We start from the raw sequence: 26134 nt of genomic DNA on the forward strand, positions 1-26134 counted from the left end.
CAGCGAGGCCAGGCCATGAGCGTCGGACCGGGGTGGTACGTCGACCCGGCCGATCCGGAGACCCGACGCTACTGGGACGGCGAGGGCTGGATCGGCGCGCCGATCCCCGTCGACGCCACCCCGCCCGAGGGGCCGCCGCCGGCCGAGCCGCCACCCGCACCCGCTCCGGCGTCGCCCGCGGCCCCGGTCCCCGCGCCGGGCGCCCCCGCGGGCGGTCCACCCCTGCCCGGGCAGCCGCAGCCGGGCCAGCCCTACCCCTGGCAGCCGCCGCAGGGACACGGCCAACCGCAGGGCCCGCCGCCCGGCTGGCCGCCCGGTGGCGCTCCGCCGCCCGGCTGGCCGCCCGGCGGCTGGCCCGGACGACCGCCGGAGCCGCGCCCGCACGGGCTCCCGCTGGCCGGGTTCGGCGCCCGGCTGGTCGCCCGGCTGATCGACTTCACGATCGTCTTCGCGCTGAACGCCGTGGTGAACGGCTGGTTCGTCTGGCGGCTGGTCGAGGAGGTCACGCCGTACTGGCGGGAGGTGTTCCGGCGGGCGATGGCGGGCGACAGCTCCACCGACAACCTGCCGCAGCCCAGCGAGCAGGCCGGCGGCCTCCAGGTCGTCATCCTGCTGATCGCCACCGCGCTCTGGCTCGCGTACGAGGTGCCGACGACGGCCTCGGGCGGGCAGACGTTCGGCAAGCGGCTGGTGGGCGTCAAGGTGGTACCGATGAGCGCGAACGAGCCGCTCGGCTTCGGCCGGGCGCTGCGCCGGTGGAACACCCTCGGCCTGCCCACCCTGCTCTGGTACTGCTGCGGCCTCGGCCTGCTGCTCCAACTCGTCGACGCGCTCTCCCCGCTCTTCGACCACCCGCTGCGTCAGGCGCTGCACGACAAGCGGGCGCAGACCGTGGTGGTCCAGCTCCCCCGCGGCAACCGCACCACCACGGGCGGGCGCGCCACGCCGGACGACCGCACCACCACGCGCGAGCCCACCACCACGGGCGAGCGCACCCCCGACGACCGCACCGACCCCTCGGGAGACACCCCATGACCGACCCTGGACGTCACCAGCCGGCGCTGCGGCTGACCCGACCCGACCTGGACGCGCTGCCCAACTACGTGCCCGGCCGCAGCCCGGCCGACCTGGCCCGCGAGCTGGGCCTCCCCGAGGCGATCAAGCTGGCCAGCAACGAGGTGCCGTACGGGCCGGTGCCCGGCGTGGTGGAGGCCGTCGCCCGGGCCGTCGCCGGGGTGCACCGCTACCCGGACATGGGCGCGCTCGCGCTGCGCGAGGCGCTGTCCGAGCGGTACGGCGTGGACGTCGACCGGATCGCCACCGGCTGCGGGTCGGTGGCGCTGGCCGAGCACCTCGTCCGGGCCACCTGCCTGCCCGGCGACGAGTTCCTCTACGCGTGGCGCTCCTTCGAGGCGTACCCGATCATCGCGGCGACCAGCGGTGCGACCAGCGTGCGGGTGCCCAACGACGCCGGGCACGGGCACGACCTGGCGGCGATGGCGGCGGCGGTCACCGACCGGACCCGGCTGATCGTGGTCTGCAACCCGAACAACCCCACCGGAACGTCGGTGCGCCGGGCCGAACTGGACCGGTTCCTGGACACGGTCGGCGAGGACGTGCTGGTCGTGATCGACGAGGCGTACCGCGAGTTCGTCACCGACCCGCAGGTGCCGGACGGCCTCACCTACCTCGACCGACCGAACGTGGTCGTGCTGCGCACGCTCTCCAAGGCCTGGGGCCTGGCCGGCCTGCGGATCGGCTTCCTGGTCGCCCACCCGGCGGTGGCGGCGGCCGTGCGCAAGGTCGTGACGCCGTTCTCCAGCAACATGGCCGCGCAGGCGGGCGCGCTCGCCGCGCTGGCGCAGGAGGACGAGGTGCGGCGGCGGTGCGCCCTCGTGGTGGCCGAGCGCGACCGCGTGACGGAGGCGCTGCGCAAGCTCGTCGGCGACGTGCCGGACAGCCAGGCGAACTTCGTCTGGCTGCCGCTGGGCGACCGGGCCGTGGACTTCGGCAAGGCGTGTGAGACGCGGGGCGTGATCGTCCGGCCGTTCCCTGGCGACGGGGTCCGGGTCACCATCGGCACCCCGGCCGAGAACGACGCCTTCCTGGCGGCGGCGGAGGCCGCGCTGGCCTGAGGCAGGTGCCGGTCCGGTCCGCCATCCCCTCGCGGACCGGACCGGACTCTCAGGCCGCCGCCACGGGCTGCCTGACCCGGGCCCGGCGCCGGTACGCGTAGACCGCGAACAGCACCAGGACCAGCCCCGAGGTGGCCAGCCCGCCGGTGAGCACCTGGCCGGAGCGGTCGACGGCGCTGGTGGCCGCCACCGGGACCGGCCCGAAGCCGACCCTGCCGGTGGCGGAGCGCTTCGTCCAGCCGCTGGCCAGGTCGAGCTTCGCCGTCCATGGTCCGTCCGGCAGGCGGTGGTCCAGGGCGACCCGGACGGTGGTCGTGCCGTCCAGCGCGAGGGTGCCCGCCTCCACCTTCACCGGCCCGGCCGAGAGCCCGCCGGGCCCCTCGGTGAGTCGCAGCTCGCCGGCCAGGTCCAGCGCCCGCCTGCCGGTGTTGCGCACCTGCGCGGTGAGCACGGGCGTGCCGTCCTTCTCCCGCCCGCCGGTCAGCGGGCCGATCTCGAAGCCCGAGGGCGGCTCGCCGCCCGGCCCGACGGAGAGGTAGACCCGGATCCCGGCCCGGCCGACGTTGCGCACGTTCTGCCCGTCCACGCCGGCGACCTCGGCCCAGACGACCGCGTACCGCTCGCCGGCCTCGGCCCTGGGCGGCACGGCGATGGTGACCAGGGCCTCCACCTCCTCGTCGGGGGCCAGCACCTCCTCCGCCGGCTCGACGTCGATCCAACTGCTCAGCTCGTTCTCGGTGCGGCCGGGGGCGAGGACGAACCCCTTCTTCGTGACGTCGGCCGCGGCGGCGTAGAGGGCCACCGTACGGCGGATCTCCGAGCTGTTCTGCACCACGACGCGCCGCTTGATCGTCGTGCCGGGGCGGACGTGGTCGACGACGTACCTGTGCGCCCGGGTGTCGTCGCGTCGCTCGACCGGTGCGTCGAGCAGGCGTATCCCGACCGTGGTCGACGGGGCGCCCGGGCTCGGCTGCGCCGAGGGTCCGGGCGAGCCCTTGCGCCCGTGCGGCTCCACGGCCGGCACGTCCGCCTCCGGGACCTCCGGTTCGGCGAGCACCGGCGGGCGGCCGGCGAACGCCGGCCCGGGCTGCGCGGCCGACGCCGGCGCCCCGGCCGTGATCAGGAAGGTCACGGCCAGGGCGAGGGCGTGGGCCCGGTCATGCCACCGAATGGGTGATCACCCCCGTGTAGGTGCCGCCGACGGCGGTGTCCGGGACGGCGATGCGGATGTCCGGCGCCCAGCTGGCGGTGTTGTTGCCGCTGCCCGAGGTCTTCGAGAAGGCGATGCGGGGCACGCTCAGACTGACCGCGTCGGCCTGGGTGGGTTGGCCGGGCACGAACACGCCGGCGCCGGTGGTGTTGGTCGCTGCGCCCGACCAGTACTCCACCAGGGCCGGCGAGATGGTCTCCTCGGGCGTGCCGCTGCCGGTGGAGAAGGAGCTGGCCGACACCGTGACGGTCCAGGTGGCGTTGAGCGCGGCCCGGCTGTCGGTGACCGTCACGGTGCCGAGCTCGCCGGTGATGACGCCGCCGGAGAAGACGGAGCCGAGGTTCACGGACGCCGGCACGGTGATGTTCAGGTCGGCGGTCGCGACGGTGAAGGTGACGATGGTGTCGCCGGTCGGCGCGGCCGCGGCGGGCGCCGCCATGGCCACCACGGCGGCCGCGGCGGCGGTCAGGGCAAGAAGTGGCTTCTTCATGAGACGCACGCTAAGGGTCAGAGCAGGGACAAGGGAGGATGTTTCCGACAAATCACTCATCAGGCGACGGAGTGGGTGATCGTGCCACGGTAGGTTCCCCCGACGATGCCGGCCGGGATGGCGATCCGGATGGTCGGCACCCAGGCCACCGTGTTGTTGCCGTTGCCGGCGGTCTTGCGGAACGCCTCGCGGACGACGTCCAGGGTCACGGCCTGCGCGGCGGTCGGCTGGCCGGGCACCAGCGTGCCGCCGCCGGTGCTCCGCGTCGCCGGCCCGGACCAGTACGAGACCCGGCCGTTCGCGATCGTCCGCTGCGCTCCGCCGGCGCCGGTGACGAAGACGGTGGCGGAGACCGTGGCGACCCAGGTGTTGGGATTGACCTGGCCACGCGAGTCACGCACCTCGACCGTGCCCAACTGGCGGGTGATGGTGCCGCCGGTGAGGCCGCTGCCGAGATTGACGGAGGCGGGGACGGTGATGTCCACCCCCACCGTCCGGGCCAGCCGTACCGACCCGCCCGACGGCGCGGCGTCGGCCGGCGAGGCGGTGACGAGGATCAGGATCGCGCCCAACAGGGCTGCCAGGAGACGCACAGTGGGACTATAAATAACTTATGTCCGTTTTGTCGAGCAGCCGGGCTGGTCCGGCGTTTCACGGCGCGGCCCGGATCGCCGCTCACGTCGCCGCGAGGATCAGCGCCTCCGAGGTCAGGTAGTAGCGCCGGTCGTCCGCCGTCGGGTCGACCGGCTTGCGGAGCCGTTCCACGGCCACGAACCCGCCGGCCGCGTACGCCGCACCGGGCGCCCAGCCGATCCCGTCCGAGCCCACGTTGAGCGCGAAGAAGGACCGTTGCGCCCCTGTCGCCGGGTCCAGCGTCACGAGGTCGTTCGTCTCCGTCAGCAGGTGCACCCGGTCGGGCTGGACGGCGAGCAGCCGCGTCTGCGGCAGGTCGGGACGGCGCCACAGCTCCGCGCCCGTACGCGCCGAGCGCCCGACCGGCACCCCGTCCACGACCGCCACGGCCGTCCCGCCGACGAGTTCGGCGTCCGGCCGGTCCAGGGCCGGGGCGGCGACCGGCTCACCGGCGCCGAGCAGCCAGCCCCGGCCCGCGTCGTCGCCCGGCCTCGCCGTCCGCAACCCGGTGCACCCCGTGCGGCCGGCACCGCAGCCCGCCGGTGTCGCCACCAGCTCGTCGCCGGCGTCCGGCGGTCGCCAGCGCAGGCCCACCACTCCGGTCGCGGCGTCGCGGAACTCCACCGTCGTCGGCCCCGCGCAGGAGTCGACGATGATCAGTTGCCCCGACGCGGTCGTGCCGAGCGCGTCCCGGCACCCGGCGGCCGTGTCGCCCGGTGGCACCGTGACGGTGACGTGCGACCGCCACAGTTCGCGGCCGTCGGCCAGGTCCACGGCACGCACCCACTCCGCCCCGGCCGCCAGCACCACCTGCCGGCCGTCGGACGCCCGGGTCACGAAGATCCCCCGGGGATCCCAGACCGTCGCCGCTCCGGTGCGCCGGACCGTCCGCTCCCCCGCCGGCGCCGGCCCGTCCGTCCGCCAGGCGACCCGGCCGCTCCGCGCGTCCAGCGCCACCAGGCGCCCGTCCGACCAGCGGGTGACCACGGTCGTCCCGCTCGCCACGACCCCGTCGAGCGCCGCCGGCCAGCGACGGTACGACCAGTACGGGGTCGTCCGGTGCCGGCCGTCGACCGGGCGGTCGGCGTAGACCTGGCGGTGGGCCGCGTAGACCCGCAGCCGGCCGTCCACGACGAGCGGCGCGACGGGGAGCCGGCCGATCACACCGGGGGCGGGGGACGCGGCCGGCGGATACCCGGCCCGGGCGGGCGTGACGACCTCGGCGGGGGCGAGCACCCGGTAGACCGTCGCCGCGACGGCGACGGTGCCGAGCAGCGCCGCGACCGCCACCGCGATCCGCCGCCGGCCGTTCGGGAACCCCATGCCGCACCTCCGCCCGGCACCCTACCCAGCGGAGCCGGTCAGGGCCCGGTCAGGTCACCGGCGGACGGGCGTGCCGGCGGCGGCCCCTGTCTGGCCACGCCCACGGCACGCCGCGTGCGTGTGCATGCGCCTCGGGCCGCGCCGACACGCGCCCGAGCCGCGTGCGCCTCAGGCCGCCTCGGTCGCGTTGGCGGCCGCCGCGGCGGCCAGGTCGGCGAGGTCGTGCCGCAGCGCGCGCTCGACCGCCCGGGCCGCCAGCCCGCCCAGCAGCAGCGCGACCACCCGGCCGTACGGGGCGGTCGGCACCGCCTCCTGCTCGACCGTGACGGCGGTGCAGCCCCGGCGACGCCGCTCGACCGGACGCAGCGTCCAGGTGATCCGGTAGTCCACGCCGGCGCCCCGCGAGCCGAGCACCAGCCGTCGGGGCGGCTCGGCCTCGATGACGACGAACTCCTCGACCAGCGCGGTGCCGTCGGGCTGGGAACGGGTCTCCCGCCACACGGTGCCCGGCCCGAACCGGCCGGGGGTGAGCACCTCCACCGGCCCGGTGAAGCGCCGGGTGCGGGTGGTCAGGTCGGTCAGCAGCCGCCAGAGGTCGACGTCGTGCGCCTCCACGAACTCCGTGACCGCCACCGTCGACATGCCACCTCCCGTGGCCTCGACGGTACGCCGGGTGAGCGCGGATCGGGGCCCCCGGAGCGGATTTTCCACCGCCGGGAGCCCCGATCCGGAGCGGTCGCCCCGTCAGCGACCGAACTGGCCGGCCCGGATCGCGCCGACGAAGGCCGCCCACCCCGGCGGGCTGACCGCCAGCGTGGGGCCCGCCTGGTCCTTGGAGTCGCGTACGCCCACCACGCCGAGGGCGTCGACCAGGTTGTCCGCCACCTCCACGCAGAGGCCCTGGTCGTTGGAGCGGCTGCTGGTACGCCAGACCGCGCCCGGGAGATCGTTCATCGTCGTCACCTTCCTGTCGTCGGTACGCCAGCCGGCGGCCGGGCCGGGACCGGAAGGGGCGTCCGGTCCGACCCGGCGCGGCATGGCGACGGAATCCGCGACGATCAACGCGGAAGCAACGGTCCCCGGTCGCACCAACTGTGCGACCGGGGACCGTCGATGATCGGAAGGTGGGTCAGCGGGCGGCGAGGACCTTCCCGGTCACCTCGCCCAGGGCGATGGTGGTGCCGTCCGGGCCGGGCGCGGTGGCGGTGATCGTCACCGTGTCGCCGTCCTCCAGGAACGTGCGGGTCTCGCCCCCGGCGAACTTCACCGGCTCGGTCCCGCCCCGGGTGAGTTCCAGGAACGAGCCGACCTGTCCCCGCTCCGGCCCGGAGACGGTGCCCGAGGCGTAGAGGTCGCCGGTGCGCAGCGAGGCGCCGTTGACCGTGAGGTGGGCCAGCTGCTGGGCCGGCGTCCAGTACATGGTGGCGAACGGCGGCTCACTGACCCGCTCGCCGTTCCACTCCACCGACAGGCGCAGGTCCAGCCCGAGGTGCGGCACGTCGCGCAGGTAGTCGGCGACCGGCGGGTCCTGGTCGGGGGCGGGGACGAAGGCGTCGCCCAGCGCGTCCAGCGGGGTCACCCAGGCCGCGACCGAGGTGGCGAAGGACTTGCCCAGGAACGGGCCGAGGGGCTGGTACTCCCAGGCCTGGATGTCGCGGGCCGACCAGTCGTTGACCAGCACGACGCCGAAGACGTGGTCGGCGAAGTCGTCGGTCGGCACCCGGCCGCCCAGCGGGCTGGGCACGCCGACCACGAAGCCGACCTCGGCCTCGATGTCGAGGCGTACGGACGGGCCGGTGACCGGGCCCTGCGGAGTGGCCCGCTGCCCGCTCGGCCGCACCACCGGGGTGCCGGAGACGACCACCGTGCCGGCCCGGCCGTGGTAGCCGATCGGCAGGTGCTTCCAGTTGGGCAGCAGCGGCGGCTGGCCGGGGCGGAAGATCTGGCCCACGTTGGACGCGTGGTGCTCGGAGGAGTAGAAGTCGACGTAGTCGGCGACCTCGAACGGCAGCTGCATCCGCACCTCGGCCAGCGGGACCAGCAGCGGCTCCACCGCCGCCCGGTGGGCGGCGTCGGTGAGCAGCTCGGTCACCCGCTGCCGGACGGCCGTCCACTGCGGACGGCCGAGGGCCATGAAGTCGTTGAGGGTGGGCCGACCCAGCGTCCCGGCCGCCAGCACCAGGCCGGCCTCCTCGGTGCCGGCCAGGTCGAGCACGAAGTCGCCGATGCGTACGCCGACGCGCGGCGCGCCCTCCGCGCGGCGGAACACCCCGTACGGCAGGTTGGTCACCCCGTACGGCGAACCGTCGGCACCAGTCACCCACGTCATGCGTCGAAGCCCCCGTTCACCAGCCCCAGCCGGATCAGATCGGTCAGTGGTTCCAGGATGCTGCACGAGCCGAAGCCGATCCACAGCGGGCGCGGGCCGTCCAGCCCGGCCTCGGCGTACTGCACCAGCGGGCGCGGGTCGGTCGCGGTGAGCAGCTCGGCGACCCGCTCGACGGTGGCGCCCCCGGCGGCCGCCAGCGTCGCCGCCAGCACGTTGACGAAGCCGTGGTGGGTGAAGCCGGTCTCCGGGTCGAGGTGCCGGACCGCCTGGTGCAGCCCGGCGGTCAGCTTGAACGGCAGACCCCGGTCCCGGCAGGCGCAGATCACGGCGGCCAGCTCCGCCGGGGTGGGGAACAGCTCGGCGGCCAGCCCGCCGGTGCGGAACTTCGCGGCGACCGGCACCCCCTCGGCGCGGGCGGCGGCGAGCGCGTCCAGCGCCCCCATCAGCCCGAACGTGAGGGGCAGCTCGGCGTAGACGGCGTCGAGGGCGGCCGGGCCGGCACCGGCCCGGCGGGCCAGCGCCACCAGCTCGGTGAGGCCGGGCAGCGGGTCCTCGCCGCGCCGGGCCACCGCCGCCTCCACCTGGCGTACGCGGATGCGCGGGTCGGCCTTGGTCCGCACCTCGTCGAGCCGGTCGAGGGGCACGTCGCCGATCACACCGACCGCGATCCGCTCGTCGGTGCCGAGCAGGCCCGCCAGCTCGGGCAGCCTCGTGGCGGGGACCAGGAGCGGGCCGACCAGGTCGGCGTACCAGGAGGTGCGGTGCCGCCGGTGCGCGGCGACGGCGTCGGGCAGCGGCGCGCTGCCGGGCGGGAAGACGGCGGCGTCGTCGACGAGGCCGTCGAGAAGCGCGGGCACCTGCGTTGACACGAGACAAGAATGTACGGGACGCTACAAGGAACGGACAACAGTGTCCGATTATCGGACGCCATTGGATCGGTGAACGGGACGAACCGGGAGGCGAGATGCCGTACTACCGCAGCGTCGGCGAGGTGCCGCGCAAGCGCCACACCCAGTTCCGCCAGCCCGACGGCAGCCTCTACGCCGAGGAGCTGATGGGCCAGGAGGGCTTCTCCTCCGACTCGTCCCTGCTCTACCACCGGCACGCGCCGACCGCGATCGTGGCGGCCGAGGAGTTCGCCCCGCCAGCGTTCACCCGGGTGCCGAACCTTCCGCTCAAGCCCCGGCACCTGCGCACCCACAAGCTCGACGGCGCCGGCGCCGACCCGGTGCTCGGCCGGCAGTACCTGCTCGCCAACGACGACGTGCGCATCGCGTACGTGCTGGCGGACCGGCCGTCCCCGCTGTTCCGGGACGCCACCGGCGACCACTGCCTGTACGTGGAGTCGGGCACCCTGCGGGTCGAGTCGACCTTCGGCGTGCTCGACGCGGTGCCCGGCGACTACGTCGTCATCCCCACCTCGACCGTTCACCGGCTCGTGCCCACCGGAGACGCGCCGACCCGGCTGCTCGCCGTCGAGGCGGCCGGCCACATCGGCCCGCCCAAGCGCTATCTCTCCGTGCGGGGCCAGTTCCTGGAGCACTCGCCCTACTGCGAGCGCGACGTCCGGGGGCCGGACGCGCCGCTGCTGGTCGACGGCGAGGACGTGGAGGTGCTCGTCCGGCACCGGCGCGGCTGGACCCGCTACGTCTACGCCCACCACCCGTTCGACGTGGTCGGCTGGGACGGGCACATGTACCCGTGGGCGTTCTCCATCCACGACTTCGAGCCGATCACCGGCCGGATCCACCAGCCGCCGCCGGTGCACCAGACCTTCCAGGGCCCCAACTTCGTGATCTGCTCCTTCGTGCCCCGCAAGGTCGACTACCACCCGGACGCGATCCCGGTGCCGTACAACCACCACAACGTCGACTCCGACGAGATGCTCTTCTACACCGGCGGCAACTACGAGGCCCGGCGCGGCTCCGGCATCGAGCAGGGCTCGATCTCGCTGCACCCGTCCGGGTTCACCCACGGCCCGCAGCCGGGCGCCGCCGAGCGCTCCATCGGCGCCGACTTCTTCGACGAGCTGGCCGTCATGGTCGACACGTTCCGGCCGCTGGACCTCTGCGACGCCGCGACCGCCTGCGAGGACGACGGCTACGCCTGGACCTGGGCCCGCCGCCCCTAGGCTGTCGTACGGGACAGCACGGCGAGTTCGGCGGCGACCGCGGCGACGATGGCGAGGGCCAGCGGCCACGGGGTGCCGACCAGGGCGTAGAGCAGGATCAGCGCCGGGGCGGCGGCCGCCGCGTAGACGGCCAGCGCCAGCGTGCGGTCGGAGCGGAGCAGGCTCGGCAGGATGGTCCGGGACAGGCCGGGCAGCCGGGCGGCGAAGCGCCAGACCACCAGGGCCCCGCCGAGCGCCGCGAACGCCGCCGCGACCCGGGACAGTCCCGCGCTGCCCGGCGCCATGCAGGCGATGAGCACAGCGGTGATCATCGTCCAGCCCGCGCCGTAGACCACGAGCTGGCGCAGGCCGACCGAGATGGTCCGGCCGGAGTCGACCCGCCCGGGGCTCATCGCGGCGGCCTCGGCGAGGTGTTCCAGCGCCTCGCTCCAGCGCCGCTGCTCCAGCCGCAGCACCCCGATGTCGTGCCGGGCCTCGGCGAGCTGCGGGTCCAGCCGCAGCGCCTCCCGGTAGGCGCGCTCGGCCAGGTCGAACATCTGCATGTTCGCCGCCACCAGCCCGAGCACCAGGTGCGCCTGGGGATTCTCGGGTGCCAGCTCGACCCCGCGCCAGGCCGCGTTCAGCGCCGGCTGCCCGTTGCGCGAGCCGGCCAGGATCGCCGCGGCGCTGCTCTGGGCGTACGCGTCGTCGGGACCCAGCGCCAGGATCCGGTCGGCGGTGCGGGCCGCCTCGGCGTACTCCTCGAGATCGCCGAGGGTGAGGGCGCGGGCGACCAGCGCCGGAACGCTCTCCGGGGCGGCGGCGACCGCGGCGTCGGCGGCGGTGAGCGCCTCCGTCGGCCGGCCGGCCGCGAGGTGCACCCGGGACAGCATGGTCAGCGCCCCGGCGTCGGCCGGATCCAGGGCGACCGCGTAGGAGACCTCGGCGGCGGCCTCGTCGTAGCGGCCCAGCTCGGCGAGGAGCTGGGCGCGCTGGAGGTAGCCGTCGGCGGCGGAGCGGTCGGAGGTGGCGTCGCTGGACATCGCGGCGAGCCTAGGCGGCCGGAGCCTCGTACACCAGGGCCACCGCGATGCCGGTGAGCCCCTCGCCCCGCCCGGGGAAGCCGAGGCCGTCGGTGGTGGCCGCGGAGACGGTCACCGGGGCGCCGACCGCCTCGGAGAGCACCCGCTGGGCCTCCTCGCGACGCGGGCCGATCTTGGGCCGGTTGCCGATCACCTGCACGGACACGTTGCCGATCGCGAAGCCGGCGGCCCGCACCCGGCGGGCGCTCTCGGTGAGCAGGGCGACGCCCGACGCGCCGACCCACTCGGGCTGGCCCACGCCGAAGTTGGCGCCCAGGTCCCCGAGGCCGGCCGCCGAGAGCAGCGCGTTGCAGGCGGCGTGCGCGGCCACGTCGGCGTCCGAGTGCCCGGCCAGGCCGTCCTGGTCGGGCCAGTGCAGGCCGGCCACCCAGCACGGCCGGCCCGCCTCGAAGGCGTGCACGTCGGTGCCGATGGCCACCCGGGGAACGATCATGCGAAGAGGGTACGCGTCAGGCGCCGCCGGCGAGCAGGTGCTCGGCCAGCGCGAGGTCGAACGGGCGGGTGACCTTCAGCGCGTACTCCGAGCCGGGGACGCAGGACACCGGGACGCCCTGCTTCTCGACCAGACCGGCGTCGTCGGTGAGCGGGTCCCCGGCGGCGGCGTGCGCGGCCGTCAGCACCGCCCGGCGGAAGCCCTGCGGGGTCTGCACGGCCCGCAGGGCGGAGCGGTCGACGGTGCCGAGGACGACCTCGTCGGGGCCGACCTCCTTGATCGTGTCGACGACGGGGAGCACCGGGATCACCGCGTCGTTCCCGGCGCGGACGGCCGCCGCGACGGATTCCACCAGATCGGGCGGGGTCAGCGCCCGGGCGGCGTCGTGCACGAGGACGATCTCCGGGCCGGCGGGCACCGCCGCGAGGGCGGCGGCCACCGACGCCTGCCGCTCGGCACCGCCGGGCACCACGGTCACCGGGGCGACCGGGGCGAGCAGGTCGCGCACCGCCGCCACCTCGGCGGCCGGCGCGGCCACGACGATGGTGTGCACCGACGGCGCGGCGGCGAGCCGGCGGACCGCGTGCACCAGCAGGGGCTCCCCGCCGAGCAGGCGCAACGCCTTGGGCCGGCCGGGGCCGAGCCGTACGCCGGCACCGGCCGCAGGCACGAGGACCGCGACGTCACCGCACGGATTGAGCTGCGCGGTCACGTCGCGGTCCTCGGTGGTTTGTTCGCTACGAATCGGGTACGACGATGCTGCGGGGACTAGGCCTCGGTCAGGACCTTGTCGAGCAGCGTCTCCGCCTCGTCCTTGGTGCTCTTCTCGGCCAGCGCGACCTCGCCGACGAGAATGTCGCGGGCCTTCGCGAGCATGCGCTTCTCACCCGCGGAGAGACCCCGCTCCCGCTCCCGGCGCCACAGGTCGCGCACGACCTCGGCGACCTTCAGCGGGTTACCGGAGGCCAGCTTCTCCAGATTCGCCTTGTAACGCCGCGACCAGTTGGTCGGCTCCTCGGTGTGCGGTGCACGGAGCACGTCGAAGACCTTGCCGAGGCCCTCTTCGCCGACCACCTCGCGCACACCCACGATCTCGGCATTCTCGGCGGGCACCCGGACCGTCAGGTCACCCTGCGCGACCCTCAGGACGAGGTACTGCTTAGGCTCGCCCTTGATCACCCGAGTCTCGATTGCCTCGATGAGTGCGGCCCCGTGGTGGGGGTAAACAACGGTCTCGCCGACACTGAAAACCATAGGTTCGAAACCCCTTTCGCTGTGTCTAGGGTAACACGCTCAGGCACCGATGTCTCACCGCTGTCCTGACCGTTGGCGCAGCTCAGGGGCCCTGTGAGAGGTATTTCTTCAGCTTGACAGGCCGCCAAACCGGTGGTTTGACCACGCTCCGTAACGCTCGGATGACGTCCCGGTACGAATGACGCGAACGTCGAGATCAAGGGCTATGCGCTCCTCCCATGGTAGCCCGCCGGCCGGGTACGCGCCCAGGTGTAGCGGCAGCCCGCCCCGTGCGGGACGCTGGAGGTAGCGCCGCTGTCCGCTCGCCGAGACGTCCTGGGGGTCCGATGGGCAAGCCCGACGCAGACGGCCCCGGACTGCCCGACCTGCCACCGGAGTGGGGTCGGGTGGTCGTGCCGGACGACGCCTCCGCGCTGGCGGCCGAGGCCGAACAGATCCGCCGCGAGCTGGGTCACACGTCCCGTCGCACCGTGCCGCGGCCACCGGCCCGGTCCGCGTTCGCCCTGCCCCTGCTGGTGCTTCTGGTGGCGGTGCTGACCACCCTCGCCGGCCTCGCGGCGGTCACCTGGCCCCGGTCCGGCCGGTCCACCCCGGAACCCACCCCCACCCCGTACGCGCCGCCGGCCGGGTCGGCCGGTCGACCGCTGCCCGCGCTGGACCTGGTCGACGCGGGCCAGTCACCGGTGCCCCTGCGCGGACTGGTGCCGGCGATGATCATCCTGGTGGACGGCTGCCCCTGCCCGGACGACGTGGCCACCGCCGCCGCCCTGGCGCCGGCCGGCGTGACGGTGGTCACTGTCGCCGGCGCACGGCCCGTACGCGCCACGCCGTCCGCCGGGGCCACGGTGCGACCGCTCGCCGACCCGGCCGGCGGGCTGCGCGCGTTCCTGCACCTGCCGGCCCGTCCCGGCACCGTCACCGCGCTGCTGGTGGACCGGTCCGGCGTCCTCGTCAAGGTGGTCCCCGAGATCCATTCCGCCGAGGACTACCGCGCCGACCTGACCCGCCTCGCCGCCTGAGCCGCACCGCCGGGCAGGAACCGCCCGGGGCGACCGCCCGGAAGGAACCGCCCGGACGGAAGGTTCCGCCACCGGTTCCCGACGTGCCGGGGCCCGTCGGCACAGCCCGGGCGGGCGTGCCGGCGATCAGGGCAGGGCGACCAGTTGCGCCTCGACCCGTAGCGGCTCGGCGTTGGCGCTCGACAGCGAGACCTGGAACGCCCCGCCCCTGCCGGTGACCTCCGTCGACGTGACCGAGCCGTCGCAGGCGCTGGTGATCGGGTCCGCCGCCCAGGCCCCCTCGACCACGATCAGCAGTTCGCCGGGGCCGACACAGCGGTACTGGAGCAGGTGACGCGCCCCGCCCTCGGCGGAGGCCCGCTTGACGAGACCCTCCGCCGGGCTGAGCTCGGCCCGGGCGGTCCAGAGCGTGCCGGGGAAGCTGGCCAGCCTGCCGCGACGCGCGGCCCCGTCGAGCCGTTCGTCCACGAGCCGGCGGGGATCGTCAGGCCCGCCGGGCCTGACGTCGACCTCGAGCGCGTCGCCGCCGCGCGGGCCGGTCCGGACGGTGCTGCCGCCGCCCGGGGCGGTCCCGACCACGGCACCGGTCGCCGGATCGATGACCCAGACGTCGGTGACGCCCCCGGCCCCTTCCGTCACCATCAATCGGGCCCGGGCCTGCGATGAGAATCCGGGCCGGACCCGGTCCGCCGGTGCGACGCTCGACGCGTCCGGCACGGGGTCGGTGCGGGGCGCCTCGGCCTGCCACCACCAGCCGCCGCCGACCAACGCGGCCAGCCCCGCCACGGCCAGTACGACAACGCGCACCCGCTCGTCGGCCCCGGCGCCGGTCGTGTTCTCACCCGCGCCCGGCCCGGATTCCGGCCGGCCTGCCGCATCGGCGTCCATCATCAGAGGGTAACCGCGCCGGGCGAACGGCTCACTACTGTCGTTCGAGCAACGCGGCGTAGAGGGTCAGGCCGGGGCCGAACGCCAGCATCACCACCCGCCGCGGCGGCGACGCGGCCCGGCGCAGCCGGTCGAGGATCAGCAGCACCGTCGGCGACGAGCAGTTGCCGTGCTCGTCCAAAGTCGCCCGGGAGGCCGCCAGGCCCTCCGGCGGCAGGGCCAACTCCCGCTCGACCACGTTCAGGATGCGCGGGCCGCCCGGGTGCACCGCCCAGCCGTCCACCCCGGACAGCGTCGTGCCGTGCCGGGCCAGCAGCCCTTCGACCAGGCCCCGGACGTGCGTGGAGAGCACCTGCGGCACCTTCGGCGACAGCCCCATCCGGAAACCGGTGTCGGTGACGTCCCAGGTCATGTGGTCGGCCGTCGAGGTGTCCGTGACGGAGGTGACCTCGCGCAGCGCGTACCCCCGGCCGCCGGGCACGACCACGGCGGCGACCGCGGCGTCCGAGAAGAGCGCGTGGGAGACGATCTGCTGGGTGTCGACCCGGGCGCTGGAGGGCTGGATGTGCAGGCTGGTCAGCTCCGCGCAGAGCAGCAGCGCGGGCCGGCCCCGGGCGGTGACGAAGTCGCTCGCCGCGCCCAGGCCCGGCAGCGCGGCGTAGCAGCCCATGTGCCCGACGAACATGCGTTGCGTGTCCGGGGCCATGCCCAGGTCCCGGGCGAGCAGGATGTCCAGCCCCGGGGTGGCGTACCCGGTGCACGAACAGACGAGGAAGAGCCCGACGTCGCCGGCGGAGAGGCCGGCGGCCGTCAGCGCCCGGCCCACCGCCTCCTTGCCCAGCGGTAGCGCCTCGACCAGGTAGCGGCGCATCCGCCGCTCCGTCGGCCAGTCGGAGACGTCCTCCAGCAGCGGGTTCACGGCAGCCTGCCGGCGGGTGACCCCCGAGTGCGCGAAGATCCGCTGCGCCAGCGCCCGCGTGCTGCCGGAGAAGTGCTTCGAGAAGAAGCCCTCCCACAGGTCGTCCTGCGCGGCCGACGGCGGGTGTGCCGTCCCCAGCCCCGCGATCACCGGTACGGCCACCATGCCCACCTCTCGTCCGGCCTTGCGCACCGGGCGGTCGAACCCGCCCCTGGACGGGCCCCCCGCACCGTGTGCCCGCGCGTCCGCCGCCTCGGCGGACCCCCCACGCTCACCAACGAGGAACCGTTCCGTCGCGGTCCGGGTCTCCGCCCAGCGCGGCGACGCCGAGCCAGTCCGCGCAGACGTCCGACGTCGCCGGGTGCAGCGAGCCGCAGCGGGCGTCCCGGTAGAGCCGCTCCAGCGGATGGCCCCGCCTGGTGGCGGACGTGCCGGCCGCCTCCAGCACGGACGCCGCCACGTCGGCGGCGGTGGTGCCGGCGAGCAGCTTGGCCCGCCAGACCCAGCGGTTGGTCTCCGCGTCGCCCGGTGCCTCGTCCACCCGGCGGGCCGCCTCCGCGACCACCAGCTGGGCCGCCGCCACCGCCGCGTCGGCCCGGCCCAGGCGGGACCGGACCGCCGGCAGGCCGGCGAGGTTGCGGGCGTTCAGGTGCTCGGCCGCCGCGTCGACCGCCGCCCGGGCGACCCCGACGTAGACGGCGGCGTAGCTGGCCACCAGCCAGTGCGGCATGAGCTGGGCGACCACCAGGGCCAGCCCCTCCACGCCGCCGAGCAGCCGGTCGGCCGGCACGGTCACGTCCAGGTGCAGGTCGTGCGAGGAGGTCGCGCGCATGCCGAGCGAGTCCCACGTGGGCTCGACGGTCAGCCCGTCGCCGGCCGGCACCAGGAACTGGGAGACCACCGACTGGTCGGCGGCGCTACGCGCGGCCACCAGGTAGCCGTCCGCGTGCCCGGCCCCGGAGCAGAACGTCTTGCTGCCCTTGAGGTGCCAACCGCCGTCGGCCGGCTCGTAGACGGTGCTGAGCTGCGAGAGCCTCGCACCGGCGCCGCGCTCGCTCATCGCCACGGCGTACCAGGAGCCCTGGGCGGCGGCGGTGAGCAGCCGGTCCCGGGCGGCCAGCGCCTCGTCCGGTACCCCGAGCGCCTCCGCCAGTTCCTCGGTCACCGCGCCGAGCGCACCGGTGACCGAGGCGTGCATGTTGAAAACCAGGGCCGTCGCGCCGTTGCCCCGGGCCAGCTCGGTGGCGACCGCGGCGTACTCGGCGAAGGTGGCCCCCATCCCGCCGAGGGCGGTGGGAACCATCAGGCCGAAGAGCCCGGCCTCGCGCAGGTCACGGAAGTCCTCGACCGGGAACGAGCCGTCCCGGTCGTGCTCCGCCGCCCGGGCGGCCAGCCTCGGTGCCAGGCGGCGAGCCGCCGCCAACGCGTGCTGCGTCATACAGCCCCCTTCTCGGCCCTCTCCCTACCCAGGGACGGGCACCGCTATCCGCTCCGCGTACCACGCCCCTGGTAGAGCACGGCGGTCGACCAGGTCGGCACGATCCGCGGCGGCGGGCCGGCGACCGTCGCGTGCGGACGGCCGGTCGGGACCGCGTACGGGCGGCCGGCGGCGCGTATCCGGCGGACCAGCCAGCCGAGCAGGCCGGGCAGCCCCGGCCGGATGCCCCGCAGGCGCAGGTCGACCCCGTGCCGGGCGCACTCCGCCACCAACGCCCGGGCGTCCACGAACAACCGTGGATCGTGGATTCCCCTCGGCACCGTGGGCAGCCGCTCGGCGATCCGCACGGCCAGCAGCCGGCTCAGCGCCGTGTCGTTCAACGTGTCCAGGACGAGCAGGCCGCCGGGCCGCAGCAGCCGGCACGCCTCGGCCACCGCGCGCCGCCAGTCCGGCACGTGCTCCAGCAACTCGCCCGCGGCGACCACGTCGGCGCAGCCGTCGGCCAGCGGCACCGCCGTGACGTCGCCGTTGACGACGGTCACCCCGTGCTCGGCGGCCTGCTCCAGGGCCGACCGGGTGAGGTCGACGCCCACGTGCCGGTAGCCCTTGCCGGCCAGGTGCGGGGCGAGCAGCCCGGCGCCGCAGCCGAGGTCGACCAGGAGGGCACCGGGGCGGGCGGCCGTCGGCACCAGGGCCGCGCGGGCCTCGGCCAGCCAGTGCAGCATCGCGAACGCGCCGTCCGGCCGCCACCACTCGCCGGCCAGGTCGTCGTACTGGCGCGGATCGTTGCGTGGCAGGGTGCGGCCCGCGTCTGGCATGGACCGAGCGTGGCACGACTGCCCGGTAACGACCAGACTTTCCTCATGTCGCCAACGGTGCTAGGGCTGGTCAGGGCGAGTCACCCGGAGCCGGCCGCCGCGGTCACCACGGTGGCCGGGCTGCTGGCGTGGGGCGTCGGGCACCGGCCGGGCGGGATCCTCGCCGTGGTGCTCACCGTGGCGGCCAGCCAGCTCGCCGTCGGCTGGGCCAACGACGCGCTCGACGCCGACCGGGACGCCACGGTGGGGCGTACCGACAAACCGGTCGCCGCCGGCGCGGTCGGTCGGCGCGCGACGGCCGTGGCCGCGGCGGTGGCCGCGCTCGCCACCCCGGCGCTGGCGCTGGCCACCGGCCCGGCCGCCGCGCTCTGCGCCACCCTCGGGCTGGTCTCCGCGCTGCTCTACGACTGGCCACTGAAGTCGACCCCGGTCTCGGTGCTGCCCTACGCGGTCTCCTTCGGTTCGCTGCCCGCCTTCGTGGTGCTGGCGCTGCCCGGGGCGGTGCTGCCGCCGGTCTGGCTGGTCGCCGCGGCGGCCTGCCTGGGCGCGGGGGCGCACTTCGCCAACGTCCTGCCCGACCTGGCCGACGACGCCCGGACGGGGGTGCGCGGGCTGCCGCACCGGCTCGGTCCGGCCGGCAGCCGGGCCGCCGCCGCGCTGCTGCTGCTCGCGGCGACCGCCACGCTGGTCGTCGGGCCGCCCGGGCCACCGTCGGGGGTCGGCCTCGCCGCGGTCGCGGCCGCCGTCGTGGTGCCGCCGCTGAGCTGGTACGCGGGACGCGCCGCCACCCGGGCCGGGGGCCGGCAGGTGGCCGCCTTCCGGGCCGTGATGCTGGTCGCCCTCATCGACGTCGTCCTGCTGGTCACGAGCGGCCGGCTGGTGTGAGGCGCGCCCCCTCGGGTGGCATCTCCGGGTCGGCGTGCGGGGGTCGATCAGGCCCAACTACCCTGGAGCGCGGTCTGCGCGGGCATGGCCACCACGCCCGGCGTGAGCACCGGGTGGGATCGTGACGAGGAGGACCGACGTGACGCGCTCGATCAGGGGTTCCCGGCGGGCGGCCCTGCTGCTGTCCGGGATGGCCGCGGCGACCGGGCTGCTGCTGTCCGGCTGTGGCGCCGGCCAGGTCTCCGAGACCGCCAACAAGGAGCCGTCGGTCCAGGGCGTCAACCTGTCGGCCCGCAACGGCGAGTACGCGGTCCGCGGCCTGCTGCTCGACTTCCCCGGCACCGAGGGCTACAAGACGGGCGCCGACGCCGTCCTCAACGCCGTGATCTACAACGACTCCCGGAGCCCGGTCACCGTGACCGTGACCACCGACAGCGCCCGCGAGGTCGTGATCACCGGCGCCGGCGCCACCGCCAGCCCGTCGGCGTCCCCGAGCGGATCGCCGTCGCCGAGCGCCCCGGAGAGCCCGGCGGCCCCCGGGAGCCCCGGCGCCTCCGAGAGCCCCTCGGGGTCGGCCAGCCCGAGCGCCCCGGAGAGCCCGGCCGCGCCGGCCGGCGAGCCGGCCCGGATCGAGATCCCGCCGCTGAGCTACGTGCAGCTCAACACCCAGTCCGACCGGGTCCTCCGGCTCATCGGCCTGAACGAGTCGCTGCGCTCCGGCCAGAACGTCTTCGTGACCTTCGACTTCGGCAACGGCGTCACGGTCACCGGCCCCGCGCCCGTCGCCGTGCCGCTCACCCCGGCCGCGCCCCCGTCGCCGATCATCGAGCGTGAGGGCGGCTACGAGGGCCAGGAGGACGGCGGCCACTGACCCCGCCCCTCGACGACCGAAGACACCGTCGGCGTGGTGACCGCCACGCCGACGGTGTCTTCGTCGTACCGGGGGGCTAACGTCCCGGTGTGACCACCTCCCGATCGACCTCCTCCCGCGCCGGCGGGTCCGGCGGGCGCGGCCGCGCCGCCGCCCGGGAGCCCCGGCCGGCCTACGAGTGCGACGCCTGCGGGCACCAGCCGCCGAAGTGGGTCGGGCGCTGCCCGGAGTGCGGCGAGTGGGGCTCGGTGGTCGAGTGCACGGTCACCGGCCCGACGGTCTCCGGAAAGGTGGTCAGCTCCCGGATGCCGGCCGAGCCGGCCCGGCCGATCGCCACCATCAGCGCCGCGCCGGCCCGGGCCCGCCCCACCGGGGTGAGCGAGCTCGACCGGGTCCTCGGCGGCGGCCTGGTCCCCGGCGCGGTGGTGCTGCTCGCCGGCGAGCCGGGGGTCGGCAAGTCCACCCTGCTGCTCGACGTGGCCCAGCAGTGGGCCACCGGCGCCGGCAGCCCCTCCCTGGTGGTCAGCGGCGAGGAGTCGGTCAGCCAGGTCCGGCTGCGCGCGGAGCGGATGGGCGCCCTGCACGACCAGCTCTACCTCGCGGCCGAGAGCGACCTCGCCGCGGTGCTCGGCCACCTCGACGCGGTCAAGCCGGGCCTGCTGGTGCTCGACTCGGTGCAGACCATCTCGACCAACAACGCCGAGGGGGTGTCCGGCGGGGTGACCCAGGTGCGGGCGGTCACCGCCGCCCTGGTCTCGGTGGCCAAGGAGCGCGGCATCGCCACCGTGCTGGTCGGCCACGTCACCAAGGACGGCCAGGTGGCCGGTCCCCGGGTGCTGGAGCACCTGGTCGACGTGGTGCTGCACTTCGAGGGCGACAAGCACTCGTCGCTGCGCATGGTGCGCGGCGTGAAGAACCGGTTCGGCGCCGCCGACGAGGTGGGTTGCTTCGAGATGCACGAGGGCGGCATCAGCAGCCTGGCCGACCCGTCCGGGCTCTTCCTGACCCGCTATTCGGAGCCGGTGCCCGGCACCTGCGTCACGGTGGCGATGGAGGGGCGCCGGGCCCTGGTCACCGAGGTGCAGGCGCTGATCGGTGCGACCGTGGCCGGTTCGCCCCGGCGGACGGTCTCGGGGCTCGACTCGGCCCGGCTCGCGATGGTGCTGGCCGTGCTCCAGCGGCGCACCGAACGCCTGACCCTGCACGACCGGGAGGTCTTCGCGGCCACCGTCGGCGGCATCCGGGTGGTGGAGCCGGCGGCCGACCTCGCCGTCGCCCTCGCCGTCGCCTCGGGCGGGCTCAATCTGGCCATCGCGCCGCACCTGGTGGCCATCGGCGAGGTCGGCCTGACCGGCGAGGTGCGCCGGGTCGGTGCGGTGCCGCGCCGGCTTGCCGAGGCGGCCCGGCTCGGGTTCCGGCTCGCGCTGGTGCCGACCGGCTGCGGCCCCGAGAGCACCGGCGTCACGCCCGAGCACATGCGGGTGATCGAGGTGACCGACGTGCGCTCGGCGCTCCAGGCCGTCGCCCGGGCGTCCGCCGAGTGAGCGCCGGCGGCGGTCGGCGGAACGTCCGACCCGAAACCGGACAGCCCGGACTCCGACCCACGGTCCGGGCGAGGTGGGGCATCGTGACACATCACAGTAACCACGACAGCACCCACCGCAGGGCAGTCCGTAGACTGTGCCCGTGCCGATCGACCGCGACACCACCAAGCCCGCCGGCGCGACACCCCATGCCCGCACCGCCGCCGTGGGCTCGCCCGCCCGCCCGATCAGCGTGAGCGTGACCGGCGGCGCCGGGGGCGCCGGCGACCCGCTGCGGGCGAACCTGGCCCTGATGGCCCCGGGCACCGCGCTGCGCGACGGCCTCGAGCGCATCCTGCGCGGCCGGACGGGCGCATTGATCGTCCTCGGCTACGACAAGGTGGTCGAGGGTCTCTGCACCGGCGGTTTCCCGCTCGACGTCGAGTTCTCCGCCACCCGGGTGCGGGAGCTGTGCAAGATGGACGGCGCGGTCGTGCTCTCCAGCGACGGCACCCGCATCGTGCGGGCCGCCGTGCACCTGATGCCCGACCCCACCATCCCGACCGAGGAGTCCGGCACCCGGCACCGCACGGCGGAGCGGGTCGCCCGGCAGACGGGCTACCCGGTGATCTCGGTCAGCCAGTCGATGCGGATCATCAGCCTCTACGTCAACGGCCAGCGGCACGTGCTGGACGACTCGGCGGCGATCCTGTCCCGTGCCAACCAGGCGCTCGCCACGCTCGAGCGCTACAAGCTGCGGCTCGACGAGGTCTCCGGCACCCTCTCGGCGCTGGAGATCGAGGACCTGGTCACCGTACGGGACGCGGTCGCGGTGGTGCAGCGGCTGGAGATGGTCCGCCGGATCGCCGACGAGATCGCCGGCTACGTGGTGGAACTGGGCACCGACGGTCGCCTGCTGGCCCTCCAGCTCGACGAGCTGATGGCCGGTGTCGACGCCGACCGCACCCTGGTCATCCGGGACTACCTGCCGGCCGGCCGGAAGTCCCGCACCCTCGACGAGGCCCTGGTGGAGCTGGATCTGCTCGGCGCGACCGAGCTGATCGACCTGGTCGCGGTCGCCAAGGCGATCGGCTACCCGGCCGCGTCCGACGCGCTCGACGCGGCCGTCAGCCCGCGCGGGTTCCGACTGCTGGCGAAGGTGCCCCGGCTGCCGGTGGCCGTGGTCGACCGCCTCGTCGTGCACTTCGGCAGCCTCCAGCGGCTGCTGGGCGCCACGGTCGAGGATCTCCAGGCCGTCGAGGGGGTCGGCGACGCCCGCGCCCGGGGCGTCCGCGAGGGGCTGTCCCGGCTCGCCGAGGCGTCGATCCTCGAACGCTACGTCTGACCCGGCCCGGCACGCCGGCCGCAGACCGGTCCCCCCACACCCGCAGCCCGGCTCCAGGGCCGCGCCGCTACCGTCGGCCCGGTCCGCCAGCGCCCCGGCTCCAGGGCCGCGCCCGCCACCGGCCTGGCCCCGCCAGGGCCACGGCTCCCGGCCGCGCCGGCCTGGTCCCGCCAGGGCACGGTCGCAGGGCGGCGCACCCATCGTCATGCGGCGGGCGGACGGTCCGGCCTGTCCGGTCGACCGGGCGGCGGCCCGGCCCACGGTTGCTCAGCCGGTGACGGTGAGCTTGACCGGCTCGCTGAGCTTGGTGCCGACCCGGGCGTAGACCTGGTAGGTGCCGGCCGGCGGGTTGGGGCCCGCCGCCACGCCGTTGGCGCACTTGGTGGTGTCGCGGCCGTTCCAGCCCACCTGGTAGGAGCGTTCGAAGCCCGGGGTGAAGGACTGCACGTCGGCTCCCTGGGCGGTGCCGCAGGTGTCGGACGACCAGATCTTCTCGGCCCCCGACTTGATGAACAGCTCCTGCACGGAGGCGCCGACGTCGCGGCTGCACGTCCGCTCGGACCGATTCTTGATCTTGAGCTGGAGGTCCACCACCGCCCCCCGCACCACCGACGCGGGCTGGGCCACCGGGGTCACCGTGATCTCGGCGTCCGTGCAGGTCCCGTCTCCGGCGGCCGGCACCACGGGCGCCATCGGCGGCGAATCGGTGGTGACCGAACCACCCGGCGGGTCACCGGCGGAACCACCTGATGGCTCACCGGCGTCAGGGCCACCGGCCGCGCCCGGCGAGGGCCCCCCGGTCTGCGGGGCGAGCACCGAGCCGGTGGGCTCCGGCGAGGCACCGGACGACGTCGCGCCCGGAGTGGGCTGCGCGTCACCGCCCTTCTTCGCGTTCCGGTCCGATCCGGTGCACGAATAGAGCAGGACAATCAGGAAGAGAAGCCCCGCTCCGAGTACGACGGCGCGACGCCGCCAGTAAACGGCGGGTGGCAGGGGGCCGACCGTCAGACGCATGATGCCCCCACCGTAGCGGCGCGGGGCACGCCAGCCCCGCACGACGCGCCGAGTCGTCCGGGGCTCACCGCACCGACCCTCCACTCGCGACGGCTCCGCCTGCCGACCGTGTCCCGCCGATGACGCTGGGTCGCCGCGCCGCCGCCACTCAGAGGTACACCTTGCGCTGGTAGATGGCGTGGGCACCCGCGACCCGGTCCAGGAAGAGCAGGCCGGCGCAGTGGTCGATCTCGTGCTGGAGCGCCCGCGCCTCGAACCCGTCCGTCACCAGCCGCACGGGCCGGCCGGTGCCGGGCAGGACGCCCTCCACCACCAGCCGGCTCGCGCGCTTGACGTCCCCGGTCAGGTCGGGCACCGACATGCACCCCTCGCGCGCCACCTTCCACCGGCTCGCCTCGACGACCCGGGCGTTGCACAGCACGAAGGTGCCGTGCACGGTGAGCGCCTTCGGATGGCCGGTCACGTCCACCGCGAAGACCTGCGCGCCCACCCCGACCTGCGGGGCGGCCAGCCCTACGCAGCCCGGGGACACCCGCATGGTGGCGATCAGGTCGGCGGCCAGCCGTACCGTCTCCGCCGCCGTCGGATCCACCTCGCCGCCGGCCCGGCTGAGCACCTGCTCCGGCGCGGACACCACCGGTCGCACCTCCCCCGGCACGGCCAGGGACTCCGGGGTCCAGTCGCCGAGGCCGACGTACGCCTCGGTCTCCGCTCCGCCGGTCACAGCAGGTCCGGATCGGCCGGCCGGAGGGTCACCCCGACGCCCAACTCCTCGGCCGTCGCCGCCAGCCGCCCGGCCAGCCCGTCGGCCGTGCCCGGCGGCAACTCCACCTCGGCGACCACCACGTAGAGCGAGCCGGTCAGGCGGGTGCTCAGGTCGGTGACGTTGCCGCCGGCGTCGGCGAGCACCCGGGTCATGGCCGCCACGATGCCCATCCGGTCCGCGCCGTGCACCGCCATCACGTACGGCTCGCCGGCAGGAGCCGTCTCGCCGTCGGGGGTGACCGCGCGTACGGTGGCCAGCAACTGGCCGTCGGCGGAGAGCGGCGCCAGCGCGGCCTCGACGTCGGCGGCGGCCGGGCCCACGCAGATCAGGGTCATCGCGAAGTGCCCCCGCAGCCGGGTCATGGTGCTGTCGGTGAGGTTCGCGCCGAGCCGGGCGAGCAGCTCGGCGACGTCGGCCACGATGCCTGGCCGGTCCCGACCGATGACGGTGATCGCGAGCTCGTTCATCCGGGCATTCTGCCCGATCCGTGCGCCGCAGCCGCAGCGCCCCGCCCGGACCGCCCAGCCAGCGGGACGCTGGTGGCACCCGTCGCCCGCGCCGCCCCGGCCGGGGGCCGCGTGGCATCATCGGCGACGCGATGTCTGAGCCCACTTTCGCCACCCTGGTCAGCCGGTGGTACGAGCAGAACGCCCGCGACCTGCCATGGCGCGGACCCGACGTGAGCCCGTGGGCCATCCTGGTCAGCGAGGTCATGCTCCAGCAGACGCCGGTCGTACGCGTGCTCCCCGCCTGGGATGCCTGGCTGGCGCGCTGGCCCGAGCCGGCCGCGCTGGCGGTGGACAGCCCCGCCGAGGCGATCCGGATGTGGGGGCGGCTCGGCTACCCCCGTCGGGCGGTGCGGCTGTGGGAGTGCGCGGTGGCGATCGTCGAGCGCCACGGGGGCAGGGTCCCGGACCGGCTGGACCAGTTGCTGGCACTGCCGGGCGTCGGCACGTACACGGCCCGCGCGGTGGCCGCGTTCGCGTACGGTCAGCGCCACCCGGTGGTCGACACCAACGTGCGGCGGGTGGTCTGCCGGGCGATCGCCGGCGAGCCGGATGCCGGCCAGGCGACCCGACCGGCCGACCTGGTCGCCACCGAGGAACTGCTCCCCGCCGCGCCGGCCGCCGCCGCCCTGGCCAGCGCGGCCTTCATGGAGCTGGGCGCGGTGGTCTGCGTCGCCCGGTCGCCCCGCTGCGGCGTCTGCCCCGTCGAGTCGGTCTGCGCCTGGCGCGCGTCCGGCCGCGAGGCCCCCGCGGGTCCGACCCGCCGCCCCCAGCGGTACGCCGGCACCGACCGCCAGGTGCGCGGGCTGCTGCTCGGCGTACTGCGGGAGGCGACCGGGCCGGTGCCGCACCAGCGGCTCGACCAGGTGTGGGCCGACGACGTCCAGCGGTCCCGGGCCCTCGCCGGACTGGTGCGGGACGGTCTCGTGGAACCGGTCGGCGAATCCTCGTTCCGCCTCGTCGGCGACGGGCCGCCCGTCCCGGTGGTCTGACCGGCGTGAGCCGGTCCTGGGCATGACGAAAGGGCCGGGCCCCTGTGCGGGGTCCGGCCCTTGTCGTGGTGCGGGTGTTGTCGTCGGTCAGGCGGTGTAGCCGCGGGTGGCGATCCAGTCGGCGAGGTTG

General features: G+C 75.4%; 28 protein-coding genes. 9 read left to right on the forward strand and 19 right to left on the reverse strand.

Annotation, left to right across the window (positions count from 1 at the left end; all coding sequences use genetic code 11):
- Positions 1-15: 15 nt before the first annotated feature.
- Positions 16-1035, forward strand: coding sequence for an RDD family protein (locus ACFHW0_RS13965; RefSeq protein ID WP_416607693.1), 1020 nt, complete (start codon positions 16-18; stop codon positions 1033-1035).
- Positions 1032-2135 (forward strand): histidinol-phosphate transaminase, encoded by a 1104-nt coding sequence (gene hisC, locus ACFHW0_RS13970; RefSeq protein WP_416607694.1) that lies wholly within the window; start codon positions 1032-1034, stop codon positions 2133-2135. Before ACFHW0_RS13965 ends, hisC begins: the two co-directional genes overlap by 4 nt.
- A 49-nt stretch (positions 2136-2184) precedes the next feature.
- On the opposite strand, the gene ACFHW0_RS13975 is transcribed toward hisC, so the two are convergent.
- The 8 genes from ACFHW0_RS13975 to ACFHW0_RS14010 form a co-directional block, all read right to left on the reverse strand.
- Positions 2185-3267, reverse strand: coding sequence for a hypothetical protein (locus tag ACFHW0_RS13975; RefSeq protein WP_416607695.1), 1083 nt, complete (start codon positions 3265-3267; stop codon positions 2185-2187).
- 25 nt (positions 3268-3292) lie between these two features.
- Positions 3293-3835 carry a hypothetical protein gene (locus tag ACFHW0_RS13980; RefSeq protein ID WP_416607696.1) on the reverse strand — a complete coding sequence of 181 codons (543 nt, stop codon included), beginning with the start codon at positions 3833-3835 and terminating at the stop codon, positions 3293-3295.
- A gap of 59 nt (positions 3836-3894) precedes the next feature.
- Positions 3895-4428, reverse strand: coding sequence for a hypothetical protein (locus tag ACFHW0_RS13985; protein ID WP_416607697.1), 534 nt, complete (start codon positions 4426-4428; stop codon positions 3895-3897).
- Between the two features lie 82 nt (positions 4429-4510).
- Positions 4511-5791, reverse strand: coding sequence for a PQQ-binding-like beta-propeller repeat protein (locus tag ACFHW0_RS13990; RefSeq protein ID WP_416607698.1), 1281 nt, complete (start codon positions 5789-5791; stop codon positions 4511-4513).
- Positions 5792-5959: 168 nt separating this feature from the next.
- Positions 5960-6433 (reverse strand): SRPBCC family protein, encoded by a 474-nt coding sequence (locus ACFHW0_RS13995; RefSeq protein WP_416607699.1) that lies wholly within the window; start codon positions 6431-6433, stop codon positions 5960-5962.
- Between the two features lie 102 nt (positions 6434-6535).
- A complete protein-coding gene (locus ACFHW0_RS14000) occupies positions 6536-6745 on the reverse strand; it encodes a DUF397 domain-containing protein (RefSeq protein WP_132239904.1) in 210 nt (69 codons plus the stop codon).
- Positions 6746-6920: 175 nt separating this feature from the next.
- On the reverse strand, positions 6921-8120 hold the full coding sequence (fahA, locus tag ACFHW0_RS14005) for a fumarylacetoacetase (protein WP_416607700.1): 1200 nt from the start codon (positions 8118-8120) through the stop codon (positions 6921-6923).
- Positions 8117-8989, reverse strand: coding sequence for a hypothetical protein (locus tag ACFHW0_RS14010; protein ID WP_416607701.1), 873 nt, complete (start codon positions 8987-8989; stop codon positions 8117-8119). The genes fahA and ACFHW0_RS14010 overlap by 4 nt, the downstream gene beginning before the upstream one ends.
- 95 nt (positions 8990-9084) lie before the next feature.
- Here ACFHW0_RS14010 and ACFHW0_RS14015 point away from each other — a divergent pair, with 95 nt between their 5' ends.
- Positions 9085-10251 (forward strand): homogentisate 1,2-dioxygenase, encoded by a 1167-nt coding sequence (locus tag ACFHW0_RS14015; RefSeq protein ID WP_416607702.1) that lies wholly within the window; start codon positions 9085-9087, stop codon positions 10249-10251.
- On the opposite strand, the gene ACFHW0_RS14020 is transcribed toward ACFHW0_RS14015, so the two are convergent.
- The 4 genes from ACFHW0_RS14020 to ACFHW0_RS14035 are packed head-to-tail and all read right to left on the reverse strand — an operon-like array spanning position 10248 to position 13020.
- Entirely contained in the window at positions 10248-11273 is a 1026-nt protein-coding gene (locus ACFHW0_RS14020; protein WP_416607703.1) for a tetratricopeptide repeat protein, read from the reverse strand. The genes ACFHW0_RS14015 and ACFHW0_RS14020 overlap by 4 nt on opposite strands.
- A gap of 10 nt (positions 11274-11283) precedes the next feature.
- Positions 11284-11766 (reverse strand): 2-C-methyl-D-erythritol 2,4-cyclodiphosphate synthase, encoded by a 483-nt coding sequence (gene ispF / locus ACFHW0_RS14025; RefSeq protein ID WP_416607704.1) that lies wholly within the window; start codon positions 11764-11766, stop codon positions 11284-11286.
- A 16-nt stretch (positions 11767-11782) separates the two neighbouring features.
- On the reverse strand, positions 11783-12478 hold the full coding sequence (gene ispD / locus ACFHW0_RS14030) for a 2-C-methyl-D-erythritol 4-phosphate cytidylyltransferase (RefSeq protein ID WP_416607705.1): 696 nt from the start codon (positions 12476-12478) through the stop codon (positions 11783-11785).
- 56 nt (positions 12479-12534) lie between these two features.
- A complete protein-coding gene (locus ACFHW0_RS14035) occupies positions 12535-13020 on the reverse strand; it encodes a CarD family transcriptional regulator (protein WP_007073334.1) in 486 nt (161 codons plus the stop codon).
- 326 nt (positions 13021-13346) lie between these two features.
- Between ACFHW0_RS14035 and ACFHW0_RS14040 the strand changes: the two genes are divergently transcribed.
- Positions 13347-14039, forward strand: a complete 693-nt coding sequence (locus tag ACFHW0_RS14040; RefSeq protein WP_416607706.1) for a hypothetical protein — start codon at positions 13347-13349, stop codon at positions 14037-14039.
- A gap of 126 nt (positions 14040-14165) precedes the next feature.
- Here ACFHW0_RS14040 and ACFHW0_RS14045 read toward each other — a convergent pair whose 3' ends face one another.
- The 4 genes from ACFHW0_RS14045 to ACFHW0_RS14060 form a co-directional block, all read right to left on the reverse strand.
- Positions 14166-14927, reverse strand: coding sequence for a hypothetical protein (locus ACFHW0_RS14045; protein ID WP_416607707.1), 762 nt, complete (start codon positions 14925-14927; stop codon positions 14166-14168).
- 34 nt (positions 14928-14961) lie between these two features.
- Positions 14962-16017, reverse strand: a complete 1056-nt coding sequence (locus ACFHW0_RS14050; RefSeq protein WP_416607728.1) for a type III polyketide synthase — start codon at positions 16015-16017, stop codon at positions 14962-14964.
- Positions 16018-16117: 100 nt separating this feature from the next.
- Positions 16118-17284, reverse strand: coding sequence for an acyl-CoA dehydrogenase family protein (locus ACFHW0_RS14055; RefSeq protein WP_416607708.1), 1167 nt, complete (start codon positions 17282-17284; stop codon positions 16118-16120).
- Between the two features lie 44 nt (positions 17285-17328).
- Complete coding sequence (locus tag ACFHW0_RS14060; protein WP_416607709.1) at positions 17329-18102, reverse strand: methyltransferase domain-containing protein; 774 nt, start codon at positions 18100-18102, stop codon at positions 17329-17331.
- 45 nt (positions 18103-18147) lie between these two features.
- On the opposite strand from ACFHW0_RS14060, the gene ACFHW0_RS14065 reads away from it, so the two are divergent.
- From ACFHW0_RS14065 to disA, 4 genes are all read left to right on the forward strand, one after another.
- Positions 18148-18987: a UbiA family prenyltransferase gene (locus ACFHW0_RS14065; RefSeq protein ID WP_416607710.1), complete on the forward strand. Its 840-nt coding sequence runs from the start codon at positions 18148-18150 to the stop codon at positions 18985-18987.
- 139 nt (positions 18988-19126) lie between these two features.
- The gene (locus ACFHW0_RS14070; RefSeq protein WP_416607711.1) at positions 19127-19858 is read left to right on the forward strand and encodes a hypothetical protein; all 732 of its coding nucleotides are present in this window, start codon (positions 19127-19129) and stop codon (positions 19856-19858) included.
- Positions 19859-19947: 89 nt separating this feature from the next.
- Positions 19948-21402: a DNA repair protein RadA gene (gene radA, locus ACFHW0_RS14075; protein ID WP_416607712.1), complete on the forward strand. Its 1455-nt coding sequence runs from the start codon at positions 19948-19950 to the stop codon at positions 21400-21402.
- A 142-nt stretch (positions 21403-21544) separates the two neighbouring features.
- Entirely contained in the window at positions 21545-22726 is a 1182-nt protein-coding gene (gene disA / locus ACFHW0_RS14080) for a DNA integrity scanning diadenylate cyclase DisA (protein ID WP_416607713.1), read from the forward strand.
- A gap of 267 nt (positions 22727-22993) precedes the next feature.
- Here the strand turns inward: disA and ACFHW0_RS14085 are convergent, their stop codons facing one another.
- The 3 genes from ACFHW0_RS14085 to ACFHW0_RS14095 all read right to left on the reverse strand — a co-directional run bounded on the left by ACFHW0_RS14085 (position 22994) and on the right by ACFHW0_RS14095 (position 24973).
- Positions 22994-23740 carry a hypothetical protein gene (locus ACFHW0_RS14085; RefSeq protein ID WP_416607714.1) on the reverse strand — a complete coding sequence of 249 codons (747 nt, stop codon included), beginning with the start codon at positions 23738-23740 and terminating at the stop codon, positions 22994-22996.
- 148 nt (positions 23741-23888) lie between these two features.
- Positions 23889-24464 carry a peptide deformylase gene (locus tag ACFHW0_RS14090; RefSeq protein ID WP_416607715.1) on the reverse strand — a complete coding sequence of 192 codons (576 nt, stop codon included), beginning with the start codon at positions 24462-24464 and terminating at the stop codon, positions 23889-23891.
- Entirely contained in the window at positions 24461-24973 is a 513-nt protein-coding gene (locus tag ACFHW0_RS14095; protein ID WP_357578645.1) for a glycine cleavage system protein R, read from the reverse strand. The genes ACFHW0_RS14090 and ACFHW0_RS14095 overlap by 4 nt, the downstream gene beginning before the upstream one ends.
- Positions 24974-25104: 131 nt before the next feature.
- Between ACFHW0_RS14095 and ACFHW0_RS14100 the strand changes: the two genes are divergently transcribed.
- Positions 25105-26004 (forward strand): A/G-specific adenine glycosylase, encoded by a 900-nt coding sequence (locus ACFHW0_RS14100; protein ID WP_416607716.1) that lies wholly within the window; start codon positions 25105-25107, stop codon positions 26002-26004.
- Positions 26005-26134: the final 130 nt, after the last annotated feature.

It is taken from the genome of Micromonospora sp. LOL_025 (genome assembly GCF_048060285.1).
Classification (GTDB): Bacteria; Actinomycetota; Actinomycetes; order Mycobacteriales; family Micromonosporaceae; genus Micromonospora.